The sequence below is a fragment of the Pseudomonas sp. VS40 genome, assembly GCF_018587885.1.
GTDB lineage: Bacteria > Pseudomonadota > Gammaproteobacteria > Pseudomonadales > Pseudomonadaceae > Aquipseudomonas > Aquipseudomonas pergaminensis.
In genome coordinates, this window is record NZ_JAGYWD010000015.1 from 12538 (window position 1) to 35229 (window position 22692).

Genomic DNA, 22692 nt, shown 5'->3' on the forward strand with positions numbered 1-22692 from the left:
TGCCGTTTTCGATGCGGTTTTTTGTCGCTCTCAGTATGTCGATAGGGCTTTCCTTAGAATTATTTCGCCTAAATACAGACGATTCGCGAAATTGACACATAGTTCCGGGCGCGACTAGGATTGCGCCCAACGCCTGTGGCTAACCGCCATGACTCATCGAATAAAAAAGGCTCGCGGCCAGTTAAGTCGTCCGCGGGCCTTCTTTTTTCCGAAATCAGTCGACACCAGAAAAGCGACATGGAGCCTGGTGTCACAGCGCGTACTCAACCAGGAATAAGGAATACAAGAAAATGTTGAAGCAACGGATGAGTCTGATCGCTCTGGGGATTTTGAGCGCATCGGCAGCAATGGCTAACGACCAGGACCAGTCCAAGGGTTTTATCGAAGACAGCCACCTGAACATCGCCGCACGTAACGCCTACATCAGCCGTGACTACAAAAACGGCAAGCAAGACAAAGCCGAATGGGGCCAAGGCTTCATCGGTAAGCTGGAGTCCGGTTTCACCCAAGGCACCGTCGGTGTGGGTGTGGACGTGATCGGCCAATACGCTATCCGTCTGGACGGTGGCAAAGGTCGCGCCGGCGCTGGCGGCATCGACTTCTTCAAACAGGGCAATGGCACGACCAACCCTGATGGCTCGAACAACCCTGGCTCGGCACCACACGATTTGGCCAAGGGCGGCGCTGCCGTGAAGTTCCGCGTTTCCAACACCGTGCTCAAGTACGGTGATCAGTTCCCGGCCGTGCCTGTGCTGCAGTACGACAACTCCCGTCTGTTGTCGGAAACCTACACCGGTACTTCGATCGTCTCCAAAGAGATCGCCGGTCTGCAACTGGACGCGGGTCACTTCACCAAAGAAGCGCGCAAGAGCATGGAAGGCACCGACAGCGGTCGCCTGAAAAGCATCGACTACATCGGTGGTAGCTACAAATTCACCGAAAGCCTGTCCGCCGCGCTGTACGCCTCCGACATGCAGGACGTACTGAAGAAGCAATACGTCAACGTCAACTACGTGCTGGCCCTGCCAGAAAAACAGTCGCTGACTTTCGACTTCAACGGCTACAAAACCAAGCTGGACAAGAGCTTCGCCCTGGAAAACCAGAAGGACGAAAACGCTCGTGACAACAAAATCTGGAGCCTGGGCGCCACGTGGGCCGTTGGCCCGCACAGCTTCACCGTCGCTCACCAGCGCAGCACCGGCGACACCGGCTACCTGTACGGCGGCTACCGCAATGCTGGTGGCATCGGCGACGGTGGCAACACCATCTTGCTGGCCAACTCCTACTGGTCCGACTTCAACGGCAAGGACGAGCGTTCGTGGCAAGTGGGCTACGGCATCGATTTCGCCACTTTCGGCGTGCCAGGCCTGACCTACAACGTTGCCTACGTGCGCGGTACCAACATCGACGACGGTACCAACCGCGGCGACGGCACCGAGCGTGAAATCTGGAACCAGTTCAAGTACGTCGTACAGAGCGGCCCGGCCAAAGACCTGAGCCTGCGTGCTCGTGCCTCGTGGCTGCGCGTTTCCAGCAACGCTGACCAGTACAACGTAGGCGGTAACGAAATCCGTCTGTTCGCCGACTACCCGATCAACGTTTTCTAATTGATCGCAGGTCGCGCCTGATTCAAGGCGATAAAAAACCCCGACTGGTTCGGGGTTTTTTTATGGGCAGCGATCAGTCCAGGCGGCAAGAGCTTGCAAGGTAGGCCCATAGCGGCGGGAATATTACTAATAGGAAAAGCAGTTTCACGCCGTTCAGTTGATCTATTACACCGCATCACTAATGAAGTACCCAGGCCTATCTTTATCCACTCCCTGCGCAAGCCTAAATTGGCCCCACTGCCCGGCCATCATCCCGATGCCCGGATACTGGAGCACCATCATGAAAAAAGTCGTCATCATCACCGGCGCGTCCCAAGGTATCGGTGCCGCCGTGGTCCAGGCCTACCGCGCCCTCGACTATCGCGTGGTCGCCACTTCGCGCTCGATCCAGCCGTCCACCGATCCCGACATCCACACCGTCGCGGGCGATATCGCCGAACCGGCCACTGCCCAACGCGTCGTTCGTGAAGCCCTGGCCACGTTCGGTCGCATCGACAGCTTGATTAACAACGCCGGCATTTTCATCGCCAAACCGTTTACGGCCTACACCCAAGAGGACTACGCCAACGTCCTCGCAGTGAACCTCAACGGCTTTTTCTACATCACCCAACTCGCCATCGCCGAGATGGAAAAACACGGCGCCGGCCATATCGTCAACGTCACTACTAGCCTGGTGGACCATGCCATCGATGGCGTGCCGTCAGTACTCGCCAGCCTCACCAAAGGCGGGCTGAATTCGGCGACCAAATCGTTGGCGATTGAATACGCCAAGCGCGGGATTCGCGTGAATGCCGTGAGCCCGGGGATCATCAAGACGCCGATGCACAGCGCAGAAACCCACGCGGCGCTGGGGCAATTGCACCCGGTCGGGCACATGGGCGAGGTGAGTGATGTTGCCCAGGCGATCGTCTACCTGGAAAACGCTGGGTTTGTGACGGGTGAGATTCTGCATGTCGATGGCGGGCAAAGCGCCGGGCATTGATACAGGCGTCCCGGCCTAAGCCGGCCGGGCGTTATCTTCGCGTGGCGACCGGCCAAAAAAGGCTTTATAGGCGCGACTGAACGCCGCTTCGGATTCATAGCCAATCGCAAAACCAATCTCGCCGATGCGACCGTCCTGCTTGGCGAGCATGGTTTTCGCCAGTGTCAGCCGCCACTCGTTCTGATAGCGCAACGGTGAGCGGCCGATCAGGGAGCTGAAACGCTCGCAGAAATTGGAGCGCGACATCCCGGCAACCTCTGCCAGCGCATCAATGCGCCACTGCTTGCCAGGCGTTTCATGAATGGCTTTCAGCGCGCGGGCGATACGCGCATCCGACAACCCACCCAGCCAACCGGAAGCGACGCCCTGATGCACCCAGGTGCGCAGGATGCGAATCACCACAAGGTCGATCAGGCGCGAAATCATCAACGCCCCGCCCGGCTGCGTGTCATGGGCTTCGAGCAACATGAAATGCAGGATGCCCTCCGCCCAGGCGGCAGCCTCGGCGTGCTGAATATGGATAAGCCGCGGCAGCGCAAACAGCATCGCCTGGAAGCTGCTCGCATCGAACCAGAACCGGCAGATGACCACGTTGGCGGGGCCGTTGACCGCCGTCATCGTAATGCCCGAGGGGTCGTGGGGCAGCAGGATCACATCGCCCTGGTCGAGCGTCAGCGGCGGTTGGTCGGCCACTTCCAGATGCAACTGGCCTTGCTGAAGCACGCAAATGTGCGCGCTCCTTTCATCCAGCGCGAGGCACTGCGCATCCGCCAGCGCGCAGGGATACACGCGATCACCTGTCAGACGGATCTGGGCCAAGACTTGGGACAGCAGATCGCCCCTGGCAAACCCTTCAAGCTGCATTTCTGGATGAATGATCAAGTTTTCCAGGGGATTCATCATGTCGGTTCGACCACGTCCTCAATATGCTGACCCTCGAAATCATAGCGTACCGCGCCATCGGGAAGCGCCTTTCCAGCGAAGGCCGTCTATGCGCATCATCCAATTACATGGGAGCACTGAAATGTTCGGAATCTCCGCCCTAGGCTGGATCCACACCCTCGGCAGCCTGCCGGCCATTCCACTGGCCGCCTACATGTTCATTCGTCACGGACGCATTGTTCCCCGCTCAGTGCCGGGGTTGTTCTATCTCGTCTCGATGTTGATCGGTGGCCTCACCGTGTTCCTGGTCGCAAAGCAACCCGTCAGCAATATCATTGGTGTCATCACGATTGCATTGCTCGCTGCCGGTTATGGTGTAGGGCACGTGGCCTGGTTGGGGCGGGCGCGGGTTTACCTGGAAACGGTGTTCCTGAGCCTGACCGCTTTCTTTCTGATGGTGCCGACGGTTTCCGAGACCTTGCGACGCGTGCCGGATGGCCACCCCTTCGTCACAGACCTGCAGTCGCCACTGCTGCTAGGTGCGCAGGCGAGCATCGCGTTGGCGCTCGTCATTGGCCTGACTGCACAAATGATCCACCTGCGCAGAAGGGCGCGTCTCAGCATCGCCCACTGACCCATTCAGCGCCTGCCATCACCTGCGCACAGCCCGCGTCATTGAAGGCCCGATCACTTTTTCACCCTATTACCGTCGTCAAATAAATGGCATTTTTAGGCCCGAATTGCCGTCTGGCGGCAAAAAAGACAATACGTTGACAGTTCACTTGGGATCCAACATTATTCGCGACGTTTTGATGGCTCCAAGCCATTAAAATGATATCGGCGACGCACATTCGTCGCGCGCTGTGGATCTTCAAGATATAGGGATGTGGCGGCTTCGACTCGGACGGCCAAGCGTGTAGCCCTTAAACATTGTCACTGTATTAGCAGGCTCGCTTCTACGCGCCTGCATATGAGTCTTAGGGAAGTGAACGTCATGGCTGTAGGGCGAATTCTGGTTACCGGTGGTGCAGGTTTTATTGGGTCACATCTGGTAGATGCGCTGCTGGGTAAAGGCTACAAGATTCGCGTGCTGGATGATTTGTCGACTGGCAAAACAGCGAATCTGCCTGTCGGGAATCCTGACCTGGAACTGTTGGTCGGCGATGTCGCGGACAGCGCCATCGTTGAGCTGGCCATGGCAGATTGCAGCGCGGTCGTGCATCTGGCTGCGGTGGCTTCGGTGCAGGCCTCCGTTGATGATCCTGTCGCCACCCACCAGGCCAATTTCGTCGGCACGCTCAATGTATGCCAAAGCATGCTGAAGGCCGGCGTGACGCGCGTGGTGTTTGCGTCCAGCGCGGCGACCTATGGCAACAACGGTGAAGGCACCGCCATCGTGGAAGACACGCCCAAGTCGCCACTGACACCTTATGCCAGCGACAAATTGGCCAGTGAGTACTACCTGGACTTCTACCGTCGCGAGCATGGCCTGGAACCGGTGATATTCCGTTTCTTCAATATCTTCGGCCCACGCCAGGACCCTTCCTCACCGTACTCCGGTGTGATCAGCATCTTCACCGAGCGCGCACTGTCGCGTAAGCCCATCACCGTATTTGGCGACGGCGAGCAAACGCGCGACTTCGTCTATGTGCAGGACCTGGTGAGCATCCTTGTGCAGGCAGTCGAGACCCGCGAGCCGGCGCCTGATGCAATCAACGTCGGGCTTAGCCGTTCGACCAGCCTCAACGATCTGATCGCTGAGCTGGGCAATGCCACAGGTGCCCCGTTGGATGTGACGTACCAGGCGCCACGCCAAGGCGACATACGCCATTCACGCGCCAATAACACCCGTCTGCTGGAGCGCTTTGCACTCCCGGAACCGACCTCGATCGGCCAGGGTCTGGCGCAGCTTTTGCGCAGTTTGTAGTTCGCCGGTCAATTCGCCCGACGTTAACGCAGTATTGGCTCAGTCATCTTCTAGAGTGAATTATGGAAATCGTTTTCCGCAGGACGCGTGTCCGCGCGATCGCTGAGCGGCTGTTGGCTGCTCTTGCCTTGTTCGTCGGTGGGCCGGCCGTGCACGCTGCTGCTGTCTCCCAGCCGGCCAGCGTGGCCTTCTGGTATGCCGAGCAACCACCGCTGCCGGAACTGGCGCAGTTCGACTGGGCCGTGGTCGAACCGGGCCACATGACGCCGGGTGATGTGAAAACCTTGCGGGCGCTGGGCAGCCAGCCGTTTGCGTACCTGTCCATCGGCGAGTTCGACGGCAACAAGGCTGAGGTCGAGAAAGCGGGGTTGAGCAAGGCGGTCTCCCCTGTGCGTAACGACGCCTGGAACAGTCAGGTCATGGACCTCACCTCGACGGCCTGGCGTGAGCATTTGTTCGGTCGCGCCAAGGCCTTGGCAGCGCAAGGCTATGCGGGTCTGTTTCTCGACACGCTCGATAGTTTCCAACTGGTGCCGCAAGACCAGCGCGAAGCTCAGCGCGTGGGCCTGGCCAGCCTGCTGCGTGAGTTGCACAAGCGTCAGCCCACGCTGAAGCTGTTTTTCAACCGCGGCTTCGAAGTGTTGCCGGAACTGGATGGCGTCGCCGCCGCCGTGGCTGTCGAATCGATCCATGCCGGTTGGGATGCCGCTGCCAAGCGTTATCGTCCGGTCTCGGAGTCCGACCGCCAGTGGCTTGAAACGCACCTGCAACCACTGCGCGCCAAGGGCGTCCCACTGGTGGCGATTGACTACTTGCCACCTGAGCGTCGCGATGAAGCGCGCAAGCTCGCCAAGCGTCTGCGCGACGAAGGTTTTATCCCGTACATCAGCACGCCTGACCTCAATACGCTGGGCATCAGCAGCATCGAAGTCCAGCCGCGCCGCATTGCGATGATCTTCGACCCGCGCGAAGGCGCGCTGGAAGATTCCGCTGGCCATAGCAACCTCGGTGGGTTGCTGGAATACCTCGGCTACCGTGTCGATTATCTGCCGGCCAACAGTGACCTGCCGCTCTACGGTTTCAGTGGCGTGTACGCGGGTGTTGTGACCTGGATGACCAGCGGCCCGCCCCAGGACGTAGCGGCGTTCAATCGCTTTCTCAATGCTCGCCTGGACGAGCAGGTGCCGGTGGTGTTTTTCAGCGGCCTTCCGGTTGAAGACAAACTGCTGCTCAAGCGCCTGGGCCTCAAGCGTGATGTGCCACCCGCGACCCAAGTGTTGACCATCACTCACCAGGACAAGGCTTTACTGGGTGCGTTCGAAGCGCCAGTGGTCCCTCGCTCCCGTGATCTGGCTTCGGTGTCCGTCCTGCCCAACGGCCCGACACCGGCGTTATCGTTGAGCGGTGCCGGTGGCGCCGTGTTCAATCCGGTAGTGGTGGGCAACTGGGGCGGCCTTGCACTGGCGCCTTACCTGCTGGAAATCAACAACGAGCGCAGCCGCTGGATTCTCGATCCTTTCGCGTTTCTGCAAGCCAGCCTGAGGCTGCCGGCACAGCCGCGCCCGGACACCACCACCGAAAACGGCCGGCGCATCGCGACTGTGCATATCGACGGTGACGGTTTCCCCTCCCGCGCCGAAGTGCGCGGTACTCCGTACGCCGGTCGCCACACCCTGGATGACTACATCAAGCCCAACCCGTTCCTGACCTCGGTGTCGATCATCGAAGGTGAGATCTCGCCGCGTGGTGCATTCCCGTTCCTGGCGCGTGAGCTTGAGCCGATTGCCCGAGAAATCTTCGCCAACCCTAAAGTCGAAGTGGCCACGCACACCTACAGCCACCCCTTTTTCATGCAGCCTGAAAAGGCCAAGAAGCGCGAGAATTTCAACCCGGAATACGGCTTGAACATGAAAATCGCCGGCTACGACAAAATCGATTTCCGTCGCGAGATCTTTGGCTCGCGTGACTACATCAACCAGAACCTGACCACCCCGCAGAAGCCGGTGAAGATGGTGTTCTGGCCAGGCGATGCGCTGCCATCGTCCGACACCATCAAGCTGGCCTACGACGCCGGCCTGAAGAACGTCAATGGCGCCGAAACCATCATGACCAAGGCCAATCCGTCGCTGACGGGCTTGAACCCTTTGCTGCGCCCAACCCCAGGCGGGTTGCAGTACTACGCACCCATCATCAACGAAAACCTCTACACCAACCTGTGGAAAGGCCCGTATTACGGCTTTCGCGAGTTGGTCGAGACCTTTGAGCTGACCGACAGCCCCCGCCGCCTGCGTGGCCTGCACCTCTACTACCACTTCTACTCCAGCACCAAGCAGGCCTCAATCAAGGCCATGCACGAGATCTACGGCTACATGCGCGAGCAACAGCCGATGTCGTTGTGGATGAGTGACTACGTCGACCGTCTGCACGGCCTGTACCAGTCGAGCCTGGCGCGTACCGCCGACGGCGCCTGGCAGATCCGCGGGATGGATGCACTGCGTACCGTGCGGCTCGATGCGCAAATGGGCTGGCCGGACTTGCTGCAATCACAGGGCATTGCCGGTGTGCGCGACTTGCCGCAAGGGCGCTACGTGGCACTGAGCAGCGACAAGGCATTGCTTGTGCTGCGCGCGGACAGAGACCCCAGGCCCGCACTGGAGGAAGCCAACCTGCCGTTGCTGGATTGGCGCTACCTGGATGATCGGCGTGTGAGTTTTTCCTTCGCCGGTCAATTTGACCTGTCCTTCTCCGTGCGCTCGGCAACAGCCTGTCGCGTGGAGGTGGATGGGCAGCGATTCGCGGGCAAGGCTTCGGCCGGCCTTTGGACTTTTCAATTACCTATGAAGCAGGTGAGTAATGGTCAGCTCCTCTGCAACTAAGAACAGTCGGCTGCTCAACCCCTGGGCGCTGGCGGTAGTCGCGGTTGCCGTAGGCGGTCTGCTGTGGGCGACTTTTCAGCGTGAATCCGTGTTCCAGCCCGACGGGCGCGAACCCGACGCCGTGTCGGCCAACTATGCCGAGCTGTTGCTGACAGCGCACCCGGACGACGACCGCCTGCGATTGCAGTTGGTTGACCTGCTGATTCGCCTCGGTGACTACGCCAAGGCGCGCGAGCACATTGAAGCCTGGCCCACGCCACAGTTGGAAACCCAGGCTTACTACCGGCTGGAGCTGGATGCGCTGGTTGCCGCCAGTGGTAATGATCTGATCGCGCAGCAGGCATTGGTCGAGCGCCTGGAAAGCTTCGATCACCGTAAATTGCCGGTGGCGCAGTTGCAGAACCTAGCGAAGCTGGCGTTGACATTGCAGGCCCCGGCATTTGCCGCGAGCGTCTTTGAAGAGATTGCCGGGCGTGATCCTGGGCAAAAGAACGAAGCCCTCAAATCGGCCGCGCAGTGGTACCTGGCGGGTGAACAACCGGCACGTGCGGCGGCGATCTATTTGCAACTCAAGCGCGACGCCCAGCAACCTGGCGAGCAGCGTGAGTACGCGCAACTGGCGTTCAACAGTTTGCTCTCGGCCGGCCGTGACGAGCAGGCTGCACAGGTTCTTGCCGACCAGTTGCCGATGCTCACGAACCCGCAGACCGACGTAGCATGGCTGAAGCAGGGCGTCGACGTCGCGGTGGCGACCAAGCAGTTCGAGCTCGCACAGCGTGTGCTTGAGCAATGGCATGCCTTGGAACCTGATAACCCGAGTATCCCGTTGAAGCAGTTCCATGTTCGCCTGGCCATCAATGACCTGGCGGGCGCGTGGGACACCGGTCAGCAACTGACGGTCGACTATCCGGATGATATCGAGTTGCTCGAACAGATGGCCAAGCTCGGTGAATGGCGCGGCGAAAATGAAGCGGCGCTGGGTTACTGGATCCGCGTGCTCAAGCTCAAGGAAGACGCGCAAGTCCGCGAGCATGCCTGGCGCCTCGCGAGCCAGCAGTTCGACTTTGACCGCTCTATCCCGTTGCTCGCCGAGATCATGCAGCAACGTGCGCTGACAGATACCGAGTTGGACGCGCTGATCTACGGCCACGAATCGCGCGGTACACCCGCCGAAGCCGAGGCCTGGTTACGCACTTACTTGCGCAAATACCCGTCGCATCGCCTGGCCTGGACGCGCCTGCTGCAAAACCTGGAAAACACCGGGCAGTTTGCGGCCAAGGGCACGCTCTACAAGGACTATGCAAAACGCTACAAGTTGACCACGGATGAATTGGTTGATTGGGCCAGCACTGAAATGAAGCTGTTCAATGAACAGGCTGCATGGGAAGTGGTGAAGTCCGCTGACGCGTCCATCGATGACCCTGAGTATTGGCGCACCCGTGCTGCCCTGGCCTGGGACTTGGAGCGCGACGAAGACCTGCGCGTCTCGCTGGAAAAACTGCTGTCCCTCAATGGCAAGCTGGTCAGTGGTGACGAGAGCCAGCTGATCACGCTGTACCGCACACGCGACCCACAGCGCGCCCTGGCGTTGATGGTTGCCAGTTGGCATCGCGCCCAAGACCCGCAGCGACTGGTCGAGGCGCTGCAACTGGCTCAGGAGTTGGAGGAGTGGGACCAGGTCGTCGCGTTGCTGGAAGACGCCAAGAAGTACCCGGATGCCTACGAGCAGGCCCAGGTTCTGGCGGTGCGTGGCGCGCTGGCGATCGAGCAGGGTGATAGTGCTGAAGCCGAGCGTCTGTACCTGCTGGGCTTGTCGCGCTATCCCAATGACAACCTGTTCCGCGAGCGCCTGACCTGGCTCTACGTCGACCAGGCTGACACGGCCAAACTCAAGCCCTTGCTGACCAAGTGGCGTGCCTATGCACGCGAAGACCGCCTGCTGTGGTTGCCGTTCGCCAGTGCCAGCCAGCTGTTGGGTCGCGATGCCGAGGCGTTGGCCTGGTATCGCCTGTACCTCAAGCTTTCCCCGAACGACTGGCTGGTGCAGGCGGCCTATGCCGACGCACTGGAAACCTCTGGCTACCAGGATGCCGCCCAGCGTCTGCGCCTGAAACTACTGCGCAACCCCGAGGCCGACAACTTGCAACCGTCGTCCCAGCGCTACGCGATCTGGCTGCGCTTGATGTCCAGCAGCTACTCGCCACGCAAGGCACAGCAAGAACTGCTGAAGTGGAAAGACGGTTCGCCGTCGATGAAGCAGCTGTGGTTCGAACGCCTGCTGGCTCGTCTGGACGCGACCAATCAAGAAGCGCAGAAAGACGATTGGCTGGCCTGGGCGCGCACCCAAGGCCTCAAGGTCGACCGCTATGAGCAAATCCAAGAAGCCTTGCGCAGCCGCAACAAAGCGCAGGTCGAAACCCTGTTGGCCAGCAGCGACCTGAACCCGGCGCAGCGTGCCCAGGCCCTCAGTCGTCTGAACCGTAACAATGAAGCCCTGGAAACCAGCCTCTCGGCATTGGGCGATGACCAGCCAGGCTCGGTGAATGAGCAACTGCGCCGCCAGGCGGTAGAGATCCACGAATCCACCCCGCAAGGCGCCCTGCTGTCCTATCAGAAGCAGGATTTTGGTGGCCTTTCGTTTGACTCTCCACGCCTGGAGATCGCCCATAACCTGGGTGACAAATGGTACGCCGACGTCGAGATGGAACATGGCAAATACAAAGGCGACGACGTGATCTCCTCGCGAATCGGTGAAGAGAGCAACGCGGCCCTGACCCTGATTCGCTCGGTGGAAAACGGCAGCTGGAAGCTGTTCGCCGATACCAGCCAGCGCCAGGACGACGATCGCAACGGCCTGGGGCTGTCGCGTATGTGGCAACTGGGTACCAGCCATCAACTCGAGACCGGCCTGGACTGGCATCGCAAGAGCGACGACAGCGGCCTGATGCGCGCTTTCGGCCAGCAGGACCGGGCTTGGGTCGGCGGGCGTCATGGCTTGACCGCACGGGATCAACTGAGTTGGGAAGTGGCGCAGCGGTCGTTTTCGACCCGCGCTGGCGACTCGCTGGGCACCGGCCATGCAGTGAAGCTGGAGCTTAACCACACGCTGGAATTCGCCGGGCCTAACTGGACGGTGCGCAGTGGTGTGGATTACCAGAAGAACAGCGTGAAGGATCGCAATCTGGATTACCTGTCCAGCCGCAATGGCGGTGCTATCAAGATCACGCCTCAGTCGACAGACCCGGATACCGGCGCGCTCGATCCTCTTGATGTGGACACCGTCACCGGTGCCGACCTGCTGCAAAGCCGCTACGGCCAACTCTACGTCGGTAGTTCCTGGCGCCGCGGCATACCGGGAGCGCTGGTGCGCAGCAAGCCGCAATACACCTGGTTGGTGGACATGACGGCGGGTTGGCAGTGGACCGATCAAACCTTCAATTACGGCATCAACACCGGCGTCGGCTTCGAAGTCCTGGGTGACGACGAACTGGCCCTCACCTTCGGCTACCAATCTGCGCCACAAGGCGGGGATGGCAAGTCCGGCGGCACACTGGGCATGAGCTACGGCGTGCGTTTCGGGCGCTGATTACAGAATCTACGGGAGAAAAACCTATGCAAGCAATTCGTAACCTGAGCCTGGCCCTGACAGTACTGTTTGTCGCCGGCTGCTCCAGCTTCACCAGTGAAAACAGCCCGAACCTGCCGCGCAATGCGCAGTGGGGCATCGTGCCGATGATCAACTACTCCCAGACCCCGCAAGCCGGTGAGCGCAGCGAGCAGATCCTGCTCAGCGTGCTCAGCAGCCACGGCCTGCAACCGCGGGTTTACCCCGCCAGCACCCAGGGCGAACAGGCGCTGATGGATGACAACGAGCGCTTGACCGGTGCCCTTGAATGGGCGCGTGAGCAAAAGCTCGATTACGTCGTTGCCGGCAGCGTGGAAGAGTGGCAGTACAAGAACGGCCTGGACGGCGAGCCAGCGGTCGGCATCAGCCTGCGCGTTCTGGAAGCCAGCAGCGGTCGTGTGCTCTGGAGCAAAAGTGGCGCACGCGCCGGCTGGTCCCGTGAAAGCCTGGCGGGCAATGCTCAGACGGTAATCGACAAACTTGTTGGCGCCCTTCGGTTCGAGTGAACGCAATGAATTCTCCACACATGGATTACAGCCTGGCGCCTCGCGCCAGCGGGCCGGTGTCTTGGCTGGAAACACTGCTGGTGACGGGCTTGGCGATTGGCCTTGGCTTCTGGCTGACTCCCGAGGACCCGTTGCAGATGCACGGTGGTTTCCCTTGGCCGATTCTGGCGCCGCTGCTGTTGGGTGTGCGTTACGGTTTTGTGCGCGGCCTGTTCAGCGCGGGGCTGCTCGTTGCGGCGCTGTTTGCGCTGCGTTACAGCGGTCATGAAGGTTATACCCAGCTTGAGCCGTCGTTCATCGTCGGTGTGTTGGTCTGCGGCATGCTGGTGGGTGAGGTGCGTGACCTGTGGGTGCGCCGCCTGGAGCGTCTGCAGATGGCTAACGAATACCGTCAGTACCGTCTCGACGAATTTACCCGTGCCCACCAGATCCTGCGGGTTTCCCACGACCTGCTTGAGCAACGTGTAGCCGGCAGTGACCAGAGCCTGCGCAGTTCGCTGCTGGGCCTGCGCGAAAAACTGCGTGGCATGCCAGTTGAAGGCGATGCATTGAGCGAACTGGCAGAGCCGATTGTGGCGATGCTCGGACAGTATGGTGCATTGCGTGTGGCGGGGCTGTACCGCGTCGACGACAGCGAGAAAAACGTATTGCCGCAAGCCCTGGCGATGATCGGTGTGATGGGCCCCCTGGGTACCGACGACGGTTTGATCAAGCTGTGCCTGGAGCGCGGTGAACTGGTCAGCGTACGCCAGGAGCTGATCGACTCGGGTAACTCCGCGCAGTTCTCATCGCTGCAGGCGTGCATCCCGTTGATCGACGCCGAAGGTCGGTTGCTGGCGATCCTGGCGGTTCGGCAGATGCCGTTCTTCGCGTTCCAGGATCGTACGCTGAGCCTCTTGTCGCTGCTGGCTGGCCACATCGCCGACCTGTTGCGCCGCGACCCGCACGTTCTGCAATTGCCCGACGCCGATTCCCAGCAGTTCACCCTGCAGCTCAAGCGTTCGCTGGTGGATGTCGAGCAGCACACCTTGCCGGCCGGTCTGTTCGCGTTCGAGATGACGCGCGCCAACGAGGAACTGTCGCGTCTGATGGAGCGCAGCCAACGTGGCCTGGACCTGCACCTGGCGGTGCGCAACAACCGCGAACATCGTCTGCTGCTGGTGCTCTTGCCGCTGACAAGCCCTGAAGGTACCGAAGGCTACCTGGCGCGGATTGGCATGCTGTTGCACGAGCACTTTGGTATCGATACCGACTTGGACAGCTTGGGTGTGCGGGTCATGCCTTTCAACCTGGAGCCTGGCTGTGATCGCAACGGGCTGCGTAACTTCCTCTACAACGAGTGTGGCCTGAATGATCAGCAAGTGGCTGTTTAGCGGGGCCTTGGTGTTAGAGGCGGGCAGTTGGGGCAGTTTGTGGCTTGATGCGCCGGTGTCTCATCAATTGCTGGTGTTCATCTTCAGCCACGCCCTTGCCTGCCTGATGCTGTGTGGCGCCGTCTGGCTATTACTGCCGGCGCGCTACCGCGCACCCTTGCCTTGGAGCCCGATTTTTATTTTCAGCCTGGCGTTCTTCGTGCCGGTCATCGGCGCGTTGGGTGTGGTTGCGTCGATCTTTCCTGCGCTTTATCTGCCTCGCAAACGTGACCGTCAGGCCTGGCAATCCGTGGGCATCCCAGGTTTGCCATTTCGTGCGCAAGCCCAGACGCGCTCGCCGATTTTCGCGGATGGCGGACTGCAGGACGTACTGCGTCATGCGCCCGACCCGGACCAGCGCCTCGCCGCATTGCTGGCGACCCGCCGCATGCCCGGCAAGGACGCCGTGCCAATCCTCAAATTAGCTTTGGGCGACCCGAGCGATGACGTGCGCCTGCTGGCGTATTCGATGCTCGACAAGCAAGAAAGCGACATCAACCTGCACATCCAGATGGCCCTTGAGCAGTTGGCTGGCGTCAGCCCGCGCACCGCTGGGCCGGTACATGGCATGTTGGCGCGCTGGTACTGGGAACTGGCCTATCTCGGCCTGGCCCAGGGCAGCGTACTCGAACACGTACTCAGCCAGGCCAGTGAGCACGCCGAGCAGGGTTTGGCGGCAGGCGAGGGTGGCGAACTGTTGCTGCTGGCGGGTCGTATTGCCTTGGAACGCGGCGAGAACGAACGCGCCGAAGTGCTGTTGCATGAGGCCGAGAAGAACGGCCTGGGCGCTGCTCAGTTGCTGCCGTTCCATGCTGAATTGGCGTTTGAGGCCGGTCGTTATCATGAAATCCCTGGGTTGCTCGCCAGCCTTCCTGAAGAAACCCGCCAGCGGCCACCGTTCGCTGAGCTGGTGAGGAGCTGGAATGAATCATAAGCAAACGCCACCGACTGCCGATATCTGCCTGTTGCTGGAAGGGACCTGGCCGTACGTGCGTGGCGGCGTCTCGAGCTGGATTCACCAGATGATCCTGGGCCTGCCGGAGCTGACGTTCTCGGTGATGTTCATTGGCGGCCAGCGTTCAGCCTACGCCTCGCGACGCTATGAGATACCGGCCAACGTGGTGCACATCGAAGAGGTATTCCTCGAAGATGCGACGCACCCCACCAACACCCGGGGTACGCCGCGCGAAGCCGACCCGCAGCAACTCGCCGACCTGTATCGCTTTTTGCACCACCCGGACCAGCCGGAACGCGAGCTGGGCGAGCGCTTGCTCAGTTGCATCGCCGACGGGCATATGACCCTCGATGATGTACTGCGCAGCCGCGCCAGTTGGGAGACCCTCAGCGAAGGCTATCGCCAGCATTGCGCCGACCCCTCGTTCGTCAACTATTTCTGGACCCTGCGTTCATTGCAGTCACCGCTGCTGATGCTCGCTGAAGCCTCGCGCAAGATGCCGCCGGCGCGGGTGCTGCACTCGATCTCCACCGGTTACGCCGGACTGCTGGGCTGCATCCTCAAGCACCGCTGGAAGTGCACCTACCTGTTGAGTGAGCACGGCATCTACACCAAAGAGCGCAAGATCGATCTGGCCCAGGCCACGTGGATCGCCGAAAGCTCCGGGCAGGCGCTCAACCGCAGCCTCGATGGTGGTTCGGGCTATATCCGCACCCTGTGGGTGCGCTACTTCGAACGGATCGGCCAATTGGCCTACAACAGTGCCGACAACATCATCGCCTTGTATGACGGCAACCGTCAGCGCCAGATCAAGGACGGTGCCGACCCGCGCCGTACGCAACTGATCGCCAATGGCATTGACTTGTCGCAATGGGCCAGCGCCATGGAAACCCGCGAGCCGGGCATAGCCCCCGTGGTCGGGTTGATCGGGCGGGTGGTGCCGATCAAGGACGTGAAAACCTTTTTGCGCGCCATGCGTGGCGTGATCAGCGCCATGCCGAACGCCGAAGGCTGGATTGTCGGCCCGGAAGAAGAAGATCCGGAATACGTCAGCGAGTGCCGCAGCTTGATGGCAAGCCTGGGGCTTGAGGGTAAGGTGCACTTCCTCGGCTTCCAGCGCATCCAGGACATTCTGCCCAAGCTTGGCCTGATGGTGCTGACGTCGATCAGCGAGGCACAACCCTTGGTGATCCTCGAAGCCTGGGCCGCCGGCACCCCAGTGATCAGCAGCGACGTCGGCTCGTGCCGCGAATTGATCGAAGGCGGCAGCGCCGAAGACCGTGACCTTGGCCACGCTGGCAAGGTGGTGGCGATCGCCGACCCACAGGCCACTTCCGCTGCCATCCTCGAGCTGCTGCGCAGCCCCGAGCGCTGGAAGGCTGCACAAGCCAGCGGCTTGCTGCGGGTCAACCGTTACTACACCGAAGCCTTGATGCTGCAGCGCTACCGCGACCTGTACCAGGCAGCCATGGAGAACAGTTAAATGGCCGGTATTGGCTTCGAACTGCGCAAGATCCTCTCGCGCGACTCATACACCGCCACCCTGCACGCCTATGTGTACGCAGGGTTGATCAGCTCCGGCCCCTGGGTGCTGTCGATCATCAGCGTGATGCTGGTGGGGATCATCAGTCTTGGTCTGTTGTTGCCTAACTCGCTGGTGGGACAATTCCTGGTCACGGTGACGTACCTGATGGCCAGCTCGTTGATCCTGACGGGCGGCCTGCAGCTGTTCTTCACCCGCTTTGTGTCCGACCAGTTGTTCGAGCACAACTACGAACAGATCCTGCCCAACCTGCTGGGCATTCTGTTGATGGTGACTGTGGGGGCAGGGGTGCTGGGCGTCATCGTGCTGGCGCTGCTGTTCGATCAGCCGCTGATCTACCGTGTACTGGTGCTGTCGAACTTCGTGGTGCTGTGCAACCTATGGCTGGTGATCATCTTCCTCTCGGGGATGAAGAAATATAACCGCATCCTCCTAGTGATGGTGGTGGGCTACTCGCTGATGGTTGCGAGCGCCTACCTGCTGAGCTTCCTGAAGATGCCAGGCCTATTGCTGGCCTTGTTGATCGGACACGGCAGCCTGCTGTTCCTGTACCTCTACGACATCCTGCGCGAGTATCGCGCCGAGAAGATGATTGCCTTCGACTTCCTCAATCGTCGCAACGTCTTCCTCAGCCTGCTGGTCACCGGGTTCTTCTATAACTTCGGCATCTGGGTCGACAAGATCCTGTTCTGGTTCAACCCAAGCACCTCCAACGCCGTGATCGGCCCGCTGCGAGCATCGATCCTGTACGACATGCCCATCTTTATTGCCTACCTGGCGATCATCCCTGGCATGGCCGTGTTCCTGGTGCGCATCGAGACCGATTTTGCCGAGTGGTACGACCGCTTGTTCCGCGCCATCCGCGACGGCGAAACCTTGCAGCACATCGGTTCGCTGAAAACCGAAATGACCCTGTCCATTCGCCAGGGCCTGCTGGAAATCTGCAAAGTCCAGGGGCTCACGGTGGTGCTGCTATTCCTCTTTGCACCGCGCATGCTGGAGTGGATCGGCATCTCCAGCTACTACCTGCCGCTGTTCTACATCGACCTGATCGGCGTGAGCATCCAGGTCGTGTTCATGGCGCTGCTCAACGTGTTCTTCTACCTCGACAAACGCCGCGTAGTCCTGGAACTGTGCGTACTCTTCGCCGTGCTCAACGCAGCCCTGACACTGCTCAGCATGCACCTGGGCCCGAGCTTCTTCGGCTACGGGTTTACGCTTTCGTTGCTGGTGTGCGTGTTGCTGGGGCTGGCGCGCTTGTCGTCGGCGCTGGAAGATCTGGAGTATGAGACGTTTATGTTGGCGCGTTGATTGGGGTTTGATGGGTGTAAAAAAGGCACTGGCCGTTAGCGGCAGTGCCTTTTTTTGTTGGCGTGGGGGCAGTTGGGGGCGTTTTGGACTACGACGTAGAGCAGAACATTTACGGCGTACCCGACTACCTGGGCGGAATGCATGCCCTGTTGCTCAATGAGTCCGCCACGCTGTTCCGGCGCCGGTACTACAACAACGGCGCGCACGCGGGTTTCATCTTCTACACCAATGACCCCAACCTGTCGGAGGCGGACGAAGAGCGAATGCAGCCCAGATCGGGGCTAGCAAAGGGGTGGGGAATTTCAGGTCGCTGTTTGTGAATATTCCGGGGGGAGGGGATAAGGCGATACAGATCATTCTGGTGGGGGACATTGCGACCAAAGATGAGTTTGAGCGGATCAAGAACATCACCCGCAATGACGTGATCGCGGCCTGGAGGATGAACCCGGCGCTGGCGGGGTGCATGCCGGAGAACGCGGCGGGATTTGGGGATGTTGAGAAGATGGATCGGGTGTACACCAACAACGAGATACGGCCGATCAGGCAATTGTTTTTGCAGGTGAATGGGTGGTTGCGGATTGATCGCTGGATTGGGTGGTTGCAAGCTAACTGATCGTTAAATTTATGTGTTTTTTTTGTGTTAGCTACATCGCGCTTGTTCAGTAGGACTACTCATGACTATGGAAGAATTAAGACGTGATAATTAGGTTATTTATGTCGAATAGGTATAGCGGACTGTTATATTTCACAGTATCAGTGGGACTTAAGTGAACGTACCCTGTCGTTGAAAGGTGCTGTTATTATTCATTTGTGTGAGGTGTTCCATGAGCGCTGCTAAAGGAAGTACTACTGATACGGTTTCCGATGAAAAAGTTGAAGAAATGTTTAAGGCTGTTGGCGTGGGTAATGAATGTACGGTTTATTATGTCGAAAATAATGTTTACTCAAACGTGACTGGTACGTTGGAAAGTTATGATATTAAGGCCAGAACGTGTACGGTAAAGGTTTCAGGCGTAGATAAAGTTTTTAATATGAATGTGATGACCGCTTTTGGCAAAAATATAGAGCACGAAGATAAAAAAAAGAAATTTCGCGATTATTTATCTGAATTAAATTAAGAGTTAAACGATCTCAATAGTTGGTGTTTGTTTGCCGTGGTGATCGTTGAATAAATGTCCGATGCTTGCATCGGACATCCCTTTTGAATTTCAGCAGAGGCTCGATAACAGGTATTGGGGGCCGGCCAACCTCAGTTACTGCGGATGCTGACCACCTGGCTGTATCGCCAGGAGCAGGTCGTTAAGGATCGCCCTGGCCATTTCGCTCAGGTAGTGCGAGGCAAATATGAATTTCTCTGCCCTCGGGTCCATGGCCGCTTCAAGCGCGAGCATTTCAGCGGAGTCAAGCAAATGGGCTGCGTGTTCAACGGCTTCGTAAAGCGGAACCCCGGCGTTTACACGAAACAGCTTCAAATGGCTTTTGTTCTCCCCGCAGTCTGCGAAGGTTTGAAAGCCAATGGTTGTCGCTTGAGGATGGGGTGCTCATTGCTGACCTCCCACACGATAGGTGGAGGTATTGGTACGGACGGCGCTACGGTAATCAAGCATGGTGTGAAACCCCTCTGATGACCAACTGAGACGTCCACACATCGTTTCCAGGCGATGGGTGGCAGCCGTGCGCAGGCTGGGTGCCTCAGTAACAGAAATCTTTGAGCCCAGGTTTTTGAAGTACTCCGTCAACATTCATGAGCACTACAACCGGGTGTATCAGGCAAACGTGACTCGGCTCGGTGGGTTGTCGCCGAATGAAGCTAAACAGATTGTCCGTTTCTATCAATTGGCTGACAGCGTGAGATTAGATGTCACCATCGGCGGATCCCTTTTCGAAGGGACTACAGATCCAGATAGTTTCTGCGAGGCAGCAGATCTGTTGGCGGCTGCGATGAAAATCGGCCGTGAGCTGACCGATGAGGCAACCAAAAAGAAGTGAAGCTTGTGGAAATGCGGACTGTGATTTTTTGAACGTGGACGCTTTGTGGACGTTTTCCCAAAAAATGCAGTATGGATTTTCGGAGTTTTCCAAACCCCAGAAACCACAAAGCCCCGCATTGCGGGGCTTTTAGATATGGTGCCGGCACCAGACGAACGGTATGTTTCGGCGGGGCTAGGATTTTCGGGCATCTGGAGTTCGTTGGAAAATTCGGCATACCCCAACAAGTAACTATAAATAAATCAGCTAGTTATGGCGTTCGGTGGAATCGAACTCGGGATTCTTGATATGTCAGCACGTTGTCGGTCTGCAAGTAATTCAGAGCCGCATACGGATGGTAATCCTTCGAACGTTGTCGATCATCCCCTCCGTAGAGAATAGGCAGGAATCCGCCAAAAGCTGCCGTGGCGACAGGCAGCAGACGGTCAGAAGTGGACGCCTGGATGCCCCCGACCTTTGCATCGTCTTGGAAGAGATCACATTGGCCAACCCAAAACGCACCTTGAGCAAACGCGGCTAGGCGCGTTCACGCCGTTATAGTCGACTCTATTGCCGACCGTACTTCCCGGAGCCTTTTCCCAGTGTCTGACATGCCGACCAACTTCGCTTACACAAAACGCTTCAACGCCGTACTCGCCTACATTGATGCCAATCTCGAAGGTGACCTGTCGGTGAAGACGTTGAGCCATGTGGCGAACTTTTCGGCGTTTCACTTCCATCGGCAATTCACCGCGTTCGTAGGAGTGCCTGTCTCGCGTTATGTGCAACTGATGCGGCTACGACGCGCGGCACATCGCCTGGCCTCCCTCGCTGATCACTCGGTACTGGACGCCGCACTCGGTGCCGGCTTTGAAAGTCCCGAGGCATTTTGCAGGGCGTTCAGGCGGGCGTTCGGTATGACGCCGAGTGCGTTCGGGAAGGAACCGAACTGGCAGGTCTGGAGTACGGTATTCGCAATCCCTCACTTTTCCAGGACTATCATCATGCAAGTACGAATCGTGGAATTCCCTGAAGTCAGGGTAGCAACGCTTGAGCACTGCGGACCCGCCGGGCTCGTCAATGAGAGCGTATGCAAGTTCATCGAGTGGCGTATGCAGAGCGGACAGTCGCCGGTGGCATCGAGTCGCACCTTTGGCATTCCCTATGGCAACCCCGATACGACACCTCCACAAGAATTCCGCTTCGCAATCTGCGGCGAGATTCACGAGGCCGTGGCGTCGAATGAGTTCGGTGTGCACGAGATCGTCATTCCTGGCGGTCGCTGCGTCGTGGTGCGACACGCGGGGTCACCGGATCACATCGGCGAAACGATCTATCCGATTTACCGCGATTGGCTTCCGGCCAGTGGAGAGGAACTCCGTGACCAGCCGTTGTTCTTTCATTACCTGAGCGCCTATCCCGAGACACCGCAGGATCAATGGCAAACTGATGTGTATGTTCCGCTGCAATAGCGGAGCAAGCAGCTTTCGACCCTGACGGACGTTGACGAGTGTCCGCGCAGCAATGTGACAGGTTCTAGGGGGAGTTTCCAAACCCCAGAAACAACAAAGCCCTCGTATTTCTACGAGGGCTTTGTTTTGTATGGTGCCGGCACCAGGAGTCGAACCCGGGACCTACTGATTACAAGTCAGTTGCTCTACCAACTGAGCTATACCGGCGTGTTAGGGCGACGATTATAGCGATTGGCAAGGTTCTGTAAACCCCTGAATTCTGACTATTTTTGCAGAACCCGCGCTTTTTTCACGCTCGCCCCTTTTTTCGGCTAGCAAGTGTAGGATTCTTCCCTGGTCGCTGAATGGCCTACCCCTGCGAAATTTTATCCAAACCAAAGGAAGCCCCACGTGAAACGGACTCTCTCTCTGTCCCTCATCCTTCTCACCGTCGCACTCGGCGCGTGTTCCTCCAATAAGCCAGCCAACGATCCCGCGCTGGTGGGCACATGGAAGGGCCTGCGCACCGAGACCGGTAAGTGCCAGTTCCTATCGTGGACCAATAACCTCAAGCCCGACGGTCGCTTTGTGATCACCTTCTACCGCGATGCGCAGCAGACCCAGGTGATTCAGACCGAGCAGGGTTCGTGGTCGGCGGCCAATGGCAAGAATGAATTGCGCACCGACGGCGTGCGTTCGCCGGATGTGTACACCTATAAGCTGCTGGATGCAGACACGGTGCATTACGTGAGCGTGGCATCGGACCCGACCAGCGATTGCCAGGATGATTACGCGTTCACCGAGCGACGCGTGCGCTAATCCGTCAAACGCCGTTCCAAAACCGGGCGCTCGGGCGCCCGGTTGGCGCAATCCTCAACTGCCTTCCGCGCAGTTGTCCGCAAACTTCTTGTAGTCCAGTACCTGTTTTTGCCCATGGGAATCCAGGTAGGTCATCCGCGCGTTGACGATCCCGCATGAATTTCCTGTGTCTTCGACGGTGGCCAGCACACGCTGGATATCCGGCTTGGGCTGCGCGTCGGCATGGGCATTAACGGCAAGTGCCAGCAGGCTGACGGCGATCAAGGTGTTCCAGTTCATGGTGAGTATCCTCCGGGTTCAACAAGTGGGTGTGGGCTAATTGAGCACCCTGGAGGTATCCGTTCTGTGTCGTGCGGCGCGGGTTTTGCTTCGTTGTGTAGCGAGGCGGTGACTGCATACACAGCGATACACGGGCCGTGGCTTTGCGGGGAATTTTGAATCGACCGCTCAGCGGTAATCACCTTGAAAGCAGATACGGTTTACGTATTCTGTCGCGCGATATAAACCGTCATATTTATTGCGAATCGTTGTAGTCAAATTTTTGAGTGACTGCGCTGCGATCGAATTTTTGTTGGAACACGTGTCAGATTTGTGTCGTTTCTGCCCAACCAGACAATGTTTTTCGTGAAAAAATAACGCATGTCTATGTTCTTACAGGGAATGGTTTTTTTCTCGAATAAACGTCATGAAAATGGCGTCATGCCGTTCGTCGGATTGCTTTGGGCTTTGAGTATCAAAATACTGACACCACTAATGTGGTATCACAAAATGCGCGCGACTTCACATAACTAGAAAAGTTCAAGGTCAGCACAGCGCTGGCCTTTTTAT

The 22692-nt window shown here is 58.6% G+C and carries 18 protein-coding genes, 1 tRNA gene and 1 pseudogene; 16 read left to right on the forward strand and 4 right to left on the reverse strand.

Annotated features, from left to right (window positions below):
- The first annotated feature begins 290 nt into the window (after positions 1 to 290).
- Both KHP07_RS28470 and KHP07_RS28475 read left to right on the forward strand, forming a co-directional pair.
- Positions 291 to 1607 carry an OprD family porin gene (locus KHP07_RS28470; RefSeq protein ID WP_214498454.1) on the forward strand — a complete coding sequence of 439 codons (1317 nt, stop codon included), beginning with the start codon at positions 291 to 293 and terminating at the stop codon, positions 1605 to 1607.
- 280 nt (positions 1608 to 1887) lie between these two features.
- Positions 1888 to 2589: an SDR family NAD(P)-dependent oxidoreductase gene (locus KHP07_RS28475; RefSeq protein ID WP_100491723.1), complete on the forward strand. Its 702-nt coding sequence runs from the start codon at positions 1888 to 1890 to the stop codon at positions 2587 to 2589.
- A gap of 15 nt (positions 2590 to 2604) precedes the next feature.
- On the opposite strand, the gene KHP07_RS28480 is transcribed toward KHP07_RS28475, so the two are convergent.
- Positions 2605 to 3492 carry an AraC family transcriptional regulator gene (locus tag KHP07_RS28480; protein WP_214498455.1) on the reverse strand — a complete coding sequence of 296 codons (888 nt, stop codon included), beginning with the start codon at positions 3490 to 3492 and terminating at the stop codon, positions 2605 to 2607.
- Between the two features lie 88 nt (positions 3493 to 3580).
- On the opposite strand from KHP07_RS28480, the gene KHP07_RS28485 reads away from it, so the two are divergent.
- The 11 genes and pseudogenes from KHP07_RS28485 (at position 3581) to KHP07_RS28535 (ending at position 18744) form a co-directional block, all read left to right on the forward strand.
- On the forward strand, positions 3581 to 4105 hold the full coding sequence (locus tag KHP07_RS28485; protein ID WP_250883754.1) for a hypothetical protein: 525 nt from the start codon (positions 3581 to 3583) through the stop codon (positions 4103 to 4105).
- Positions 4106 to 4465: 360 nt separating this feature from the next.
- On the forward strand, positions 4466 to 5398 hold the full coding sequence (locus tag KHP07_RS28490; RefSeq protein WP_078046419.1) for an NAD-dependent epimerase/dehydratase family protein: 933 nt from the start codon (positions 4466 to 4468) through the stop codon (positions 5396 to 5398).
- 62 nt (positions 5399 to 5460) lie between these two features.
- Positions 5461 to 8274, forward strand: coding sequence for a bifunctional glycoside hydrolase/polysaccharide deacetylase family protein (locus KHP07_RS28495; protein ID WP_214498456.1), 2814 nt, complete (start codon positions 5461 to 5463; stop codon positions 8272 to 8274).
- The gene (locus tag KHP07_RS28500; RefSeq protein WP_214498457.1) at positions 8252 to 11860 is read left to right on the forward strand and encodes a tetratricopeptide repeat protein; all 3609 of its coding nucleotides are present in this window, start codon (positions 8252 to 8254) and stop codon (positions 11858 to 11860) included. The genes KHP07_RS28495 and KHP07_RS28500 overlap by 23 nt, the downstream gene beginning before the upstream one ends.
- A 26-nt stretch (positions 11861 to 11886) precedes the next feature.
- Entirely contained in the window at positions 11887 to 12405 is a 519-nt protein-coding gene (locus KHP07_RS28505) for a penicillin-binding protein activator LpoB (RefSeq protein WP_100491719.1), read from the forward strand.
- 5 nt (positions 12406 to 12410) lie between these two features.
- On the forward strand, positions 12411 to 13778 hold the full coding sequence (locus KHP07_RS28510; protein WP_250883755.1) for a PelD GGDEF domain-containing protein: 1368 nt from the start codon (positions 12411 to 12413) through the stop codon (positions 13776 to 13778).
- The gene (locus tag KHP07_RS28515) at positions 13756 to 14751 is read left to right on the forward strand and encodes a HEAT repeat domain-containing protein (RefSeq protein ID WP_078046424.1); all 996 of its coding nucleotides are present in this window, start codon (positions 13756 to 13758) and stop codon (positions 14749 to 14751) included. Before KHP07_RS28510 ends, KHP07_RS28515 begins: the two co-directional genes overlap by 23 nt.
- Positions 14741 to 16255, forward strand: coding sequence for a GT4 family glycosyltransferase PelF (pelF, locus tag KHP07_RS28520; RefSeq protein WP_025858569.1), 1515 nt, complete (start codon positions 14741 to 14743; stop codon positions 16253 to 16255). Before KHP07_RS28515 ends, pelF begins: the two co-directional genes overlap by 11 nt.
- Positions 16256 to 17626, forward strand: coding sequence for an exopolysaccharide Pel transporter PelG (pelG, locus tag KHP07_RS28525; protein WP_214498458.1), 1371 nt, complete (start codon positions 16256 to 16258; stop codon positions 17624 to 17626). It abuts the gene before it with no gap.
- A gap of 80 nt (positions 17627 to 17706) precedes the next feature.
- A pseudogene (locus tag KHP07_RS28530) lies at positions 17707 to 18239 on the forward strand (phage portal protein); the annotation flags it as partial.
- A 211-nt stretch (positions 18240 to 18450) separates the two neighbouring features.
- On the forward strand, positions 18451 to 18744 hold the full coding sequence (locus KHP07_RS28535) for a hypothetical protein (RefSeq protein ID WP_214498459.1): 294 nt from the start codon (positions 18451 to 18453) through the stop codon (positions 18742 to 18744).
- Positions 18745 to 18879: 135 nt separating this feature from the next.
- Here KHP07_RS28535 and KHP07_RS28540 read toward each other — a convergent pair whose 3' ends face one another.
- Entirely contained in the window at positions 18880 to 19098 is a 219-nt protein-coding gene (locus KHP07_RS28540) for a DUF3077 domain-containing protein (protein WP_502937546.1), read from the reverse strand.
- A 193-nt stretch (positions 19099 to 19291) separates the two neighbouring features.
- Between KHP07_RS28540 and KHP07_RS28545 the strand changes: the two genes are divergently transcribed.
- Complete coding sequence (locus tag KHP07_RS28545; RefSeq protein WP_214498460.1) at positions 19292 to 19615, forward strand: hypothetical protein; 324 nt, start codon at positions 19292 to 19294, stop codon at positions 19613 to 19615.
- 581 nt (positions 19616 to 20196) lie between these two features.
- Positions 20197 to 21066: an AraC family transcriptional regulator gene (locus KHP07_RS28550; RefSeq protein WP_122456247.1), complete on the forward strand. Its 870-nt coding sequence runs from the start codon at positions 20197 to 20199 to the stop codon at positions 21064 to 21066.
- Between the two features lie 131 nt (positions 21067 to 21197).
- Here KHP07_RS28550 and KHP07_RS28555 read toward each other — a convergent pair.
- Positions 21198 to 21273, reverse strand: a tRNA-Thr gene (locus tag KHP07_RS28555).
- 183 nt (positions 21274 to 21456) lie between these two features.
- Between KHP07_RS28555 and KHP07_RS28560 the strand changes: the two genes are divergently transcribed.
- Positions 21457 to 21864 (forward strand): hypothetical protein, encoded by a 408-nt coding sequence (locus KHP07_RS28560; RefSeq protein WP_099491358.1) that lies wholly within the window; start codon positions 21457 to 21459, stop codon positions 21862 to 21864.
- A gap of 54 nt (positions 21865 to 21918) precedes the next feature.
- Here KHP07_RS28560 and KHP07_RS28565 read toward each other — a convergent pair whose 3' ends face one another.
- Positions 21919 to 22143 carry a DUF2790 domain-containing protein gene (locus KHP07_RS28565; RefSeq protein WP_100491712.1) on the reverse strand — a complete coding sequence of 75 codons (225 nt, stop codon included), beginning with the start codon at positions 22141 to 22143 and terminating at the stop codon, positions 21919 to 21921.
- Positions 22144 to 22692 lie beyond the last annotated feature (549 nt).

Bases quoted from the DNA above. Each gene is read 5' to 3' on its own strand.
- KHP07_RS28565 (WP_100491712.1), bottom strand. From the start codon at position 22,143: ATGAACTGGAACACCTTGATCGCCGTCAGCCTGCTGGCACTTGCCGTT.
- KHP07_RS28475 (WP_100491723.1), top strand. From the start codon at position 1,888: ATGAAAAAAGTCGTCATCATCACCGGCGCGTCCCAAGGTATCGGTGCC.
- KHP07_RS28535 (WP_214498459.1), top strand. From the start codon at position 18,451: ATGAGCGCTGCTAAAGGAAGTACTACTGATACGGTTTCCGATGAAAAA.
- pelF (WP_025858569.1), top strand. From the start codon at position 14,741: ATGAATCATAAGCAAACGCCACCGACTGCCGATATCTGCCTGTTGCTG.
- KHP07_RS28505 (WP_100491719.1), top strand. From the start codon at position 11,887: ATGCAAGCAATTCGTAACCTGAGCCTGGCCCTGACAGTACTGTTTGTC.
- KHP07_RS28510 (WP_250883755.1), top strand. From the start codon at position 12,411: ATGAATTCTCCACACATGGATTACAGCCTGGCGCCTCGCGCCAGCGGG.
- KHP07_RS28500 (WP_214498457.1), top strand. From the start codon at position 8,252: ATGGTCAGCTCCTCTGCAACTAAGAACAGTCGGCTGCTCAACCCCTGG.
- KHP07_RS28485 (WP_250883754.1), top strand. From the start codon at position 3,581: ATGCGCATCATCCAATTACATGGGAGCACTGAAATGTTCGGAATCTCC.
- KHP07_RS28480 (WP_214498455.1), bottom strand. From the start codon at position 3,492: ATGATGAATCCCCTGGAAAACTTGATCATTCATCCAGAAATGCAGCTT.
- KHP07_RS28495 (WP_214498456.1), top strand. From the start codon at position 5,461: ATGGAAATCGTTTTCCGCAGGACGCGTGTCCGCGCGATCGCTGAGCGG.
- pelG (WP_214498458.1), top strand. From the start codon at position 16,256: ATGGCCGGTATTGGCTTCGAACTGCGCAAGATCCTCTCGCGCGACTCA.
- KHP07_RS28490 (WP_078046419.1), top strand. From the start codon at position 4,466: ATGGCTGTAGGGCGAATTCTGGTTACCGGTGGTGCAGGTTTTATTGGG.
- KHP07_RS28515 (WP_078046424.1), top strand. From the start codon at position 13,756: ATGATCAGCAAGTGGCTGTTTAGCGGGGCCTTGGTGTTAGAGGCGGGC.
- KHP07_RS28470 (WP_214498454.1), top strand. From the start codon at position 291: ATGTTGAAGCAACGGATGAGTCTGATCGCTCTGGGGATTTTGAGCGCA.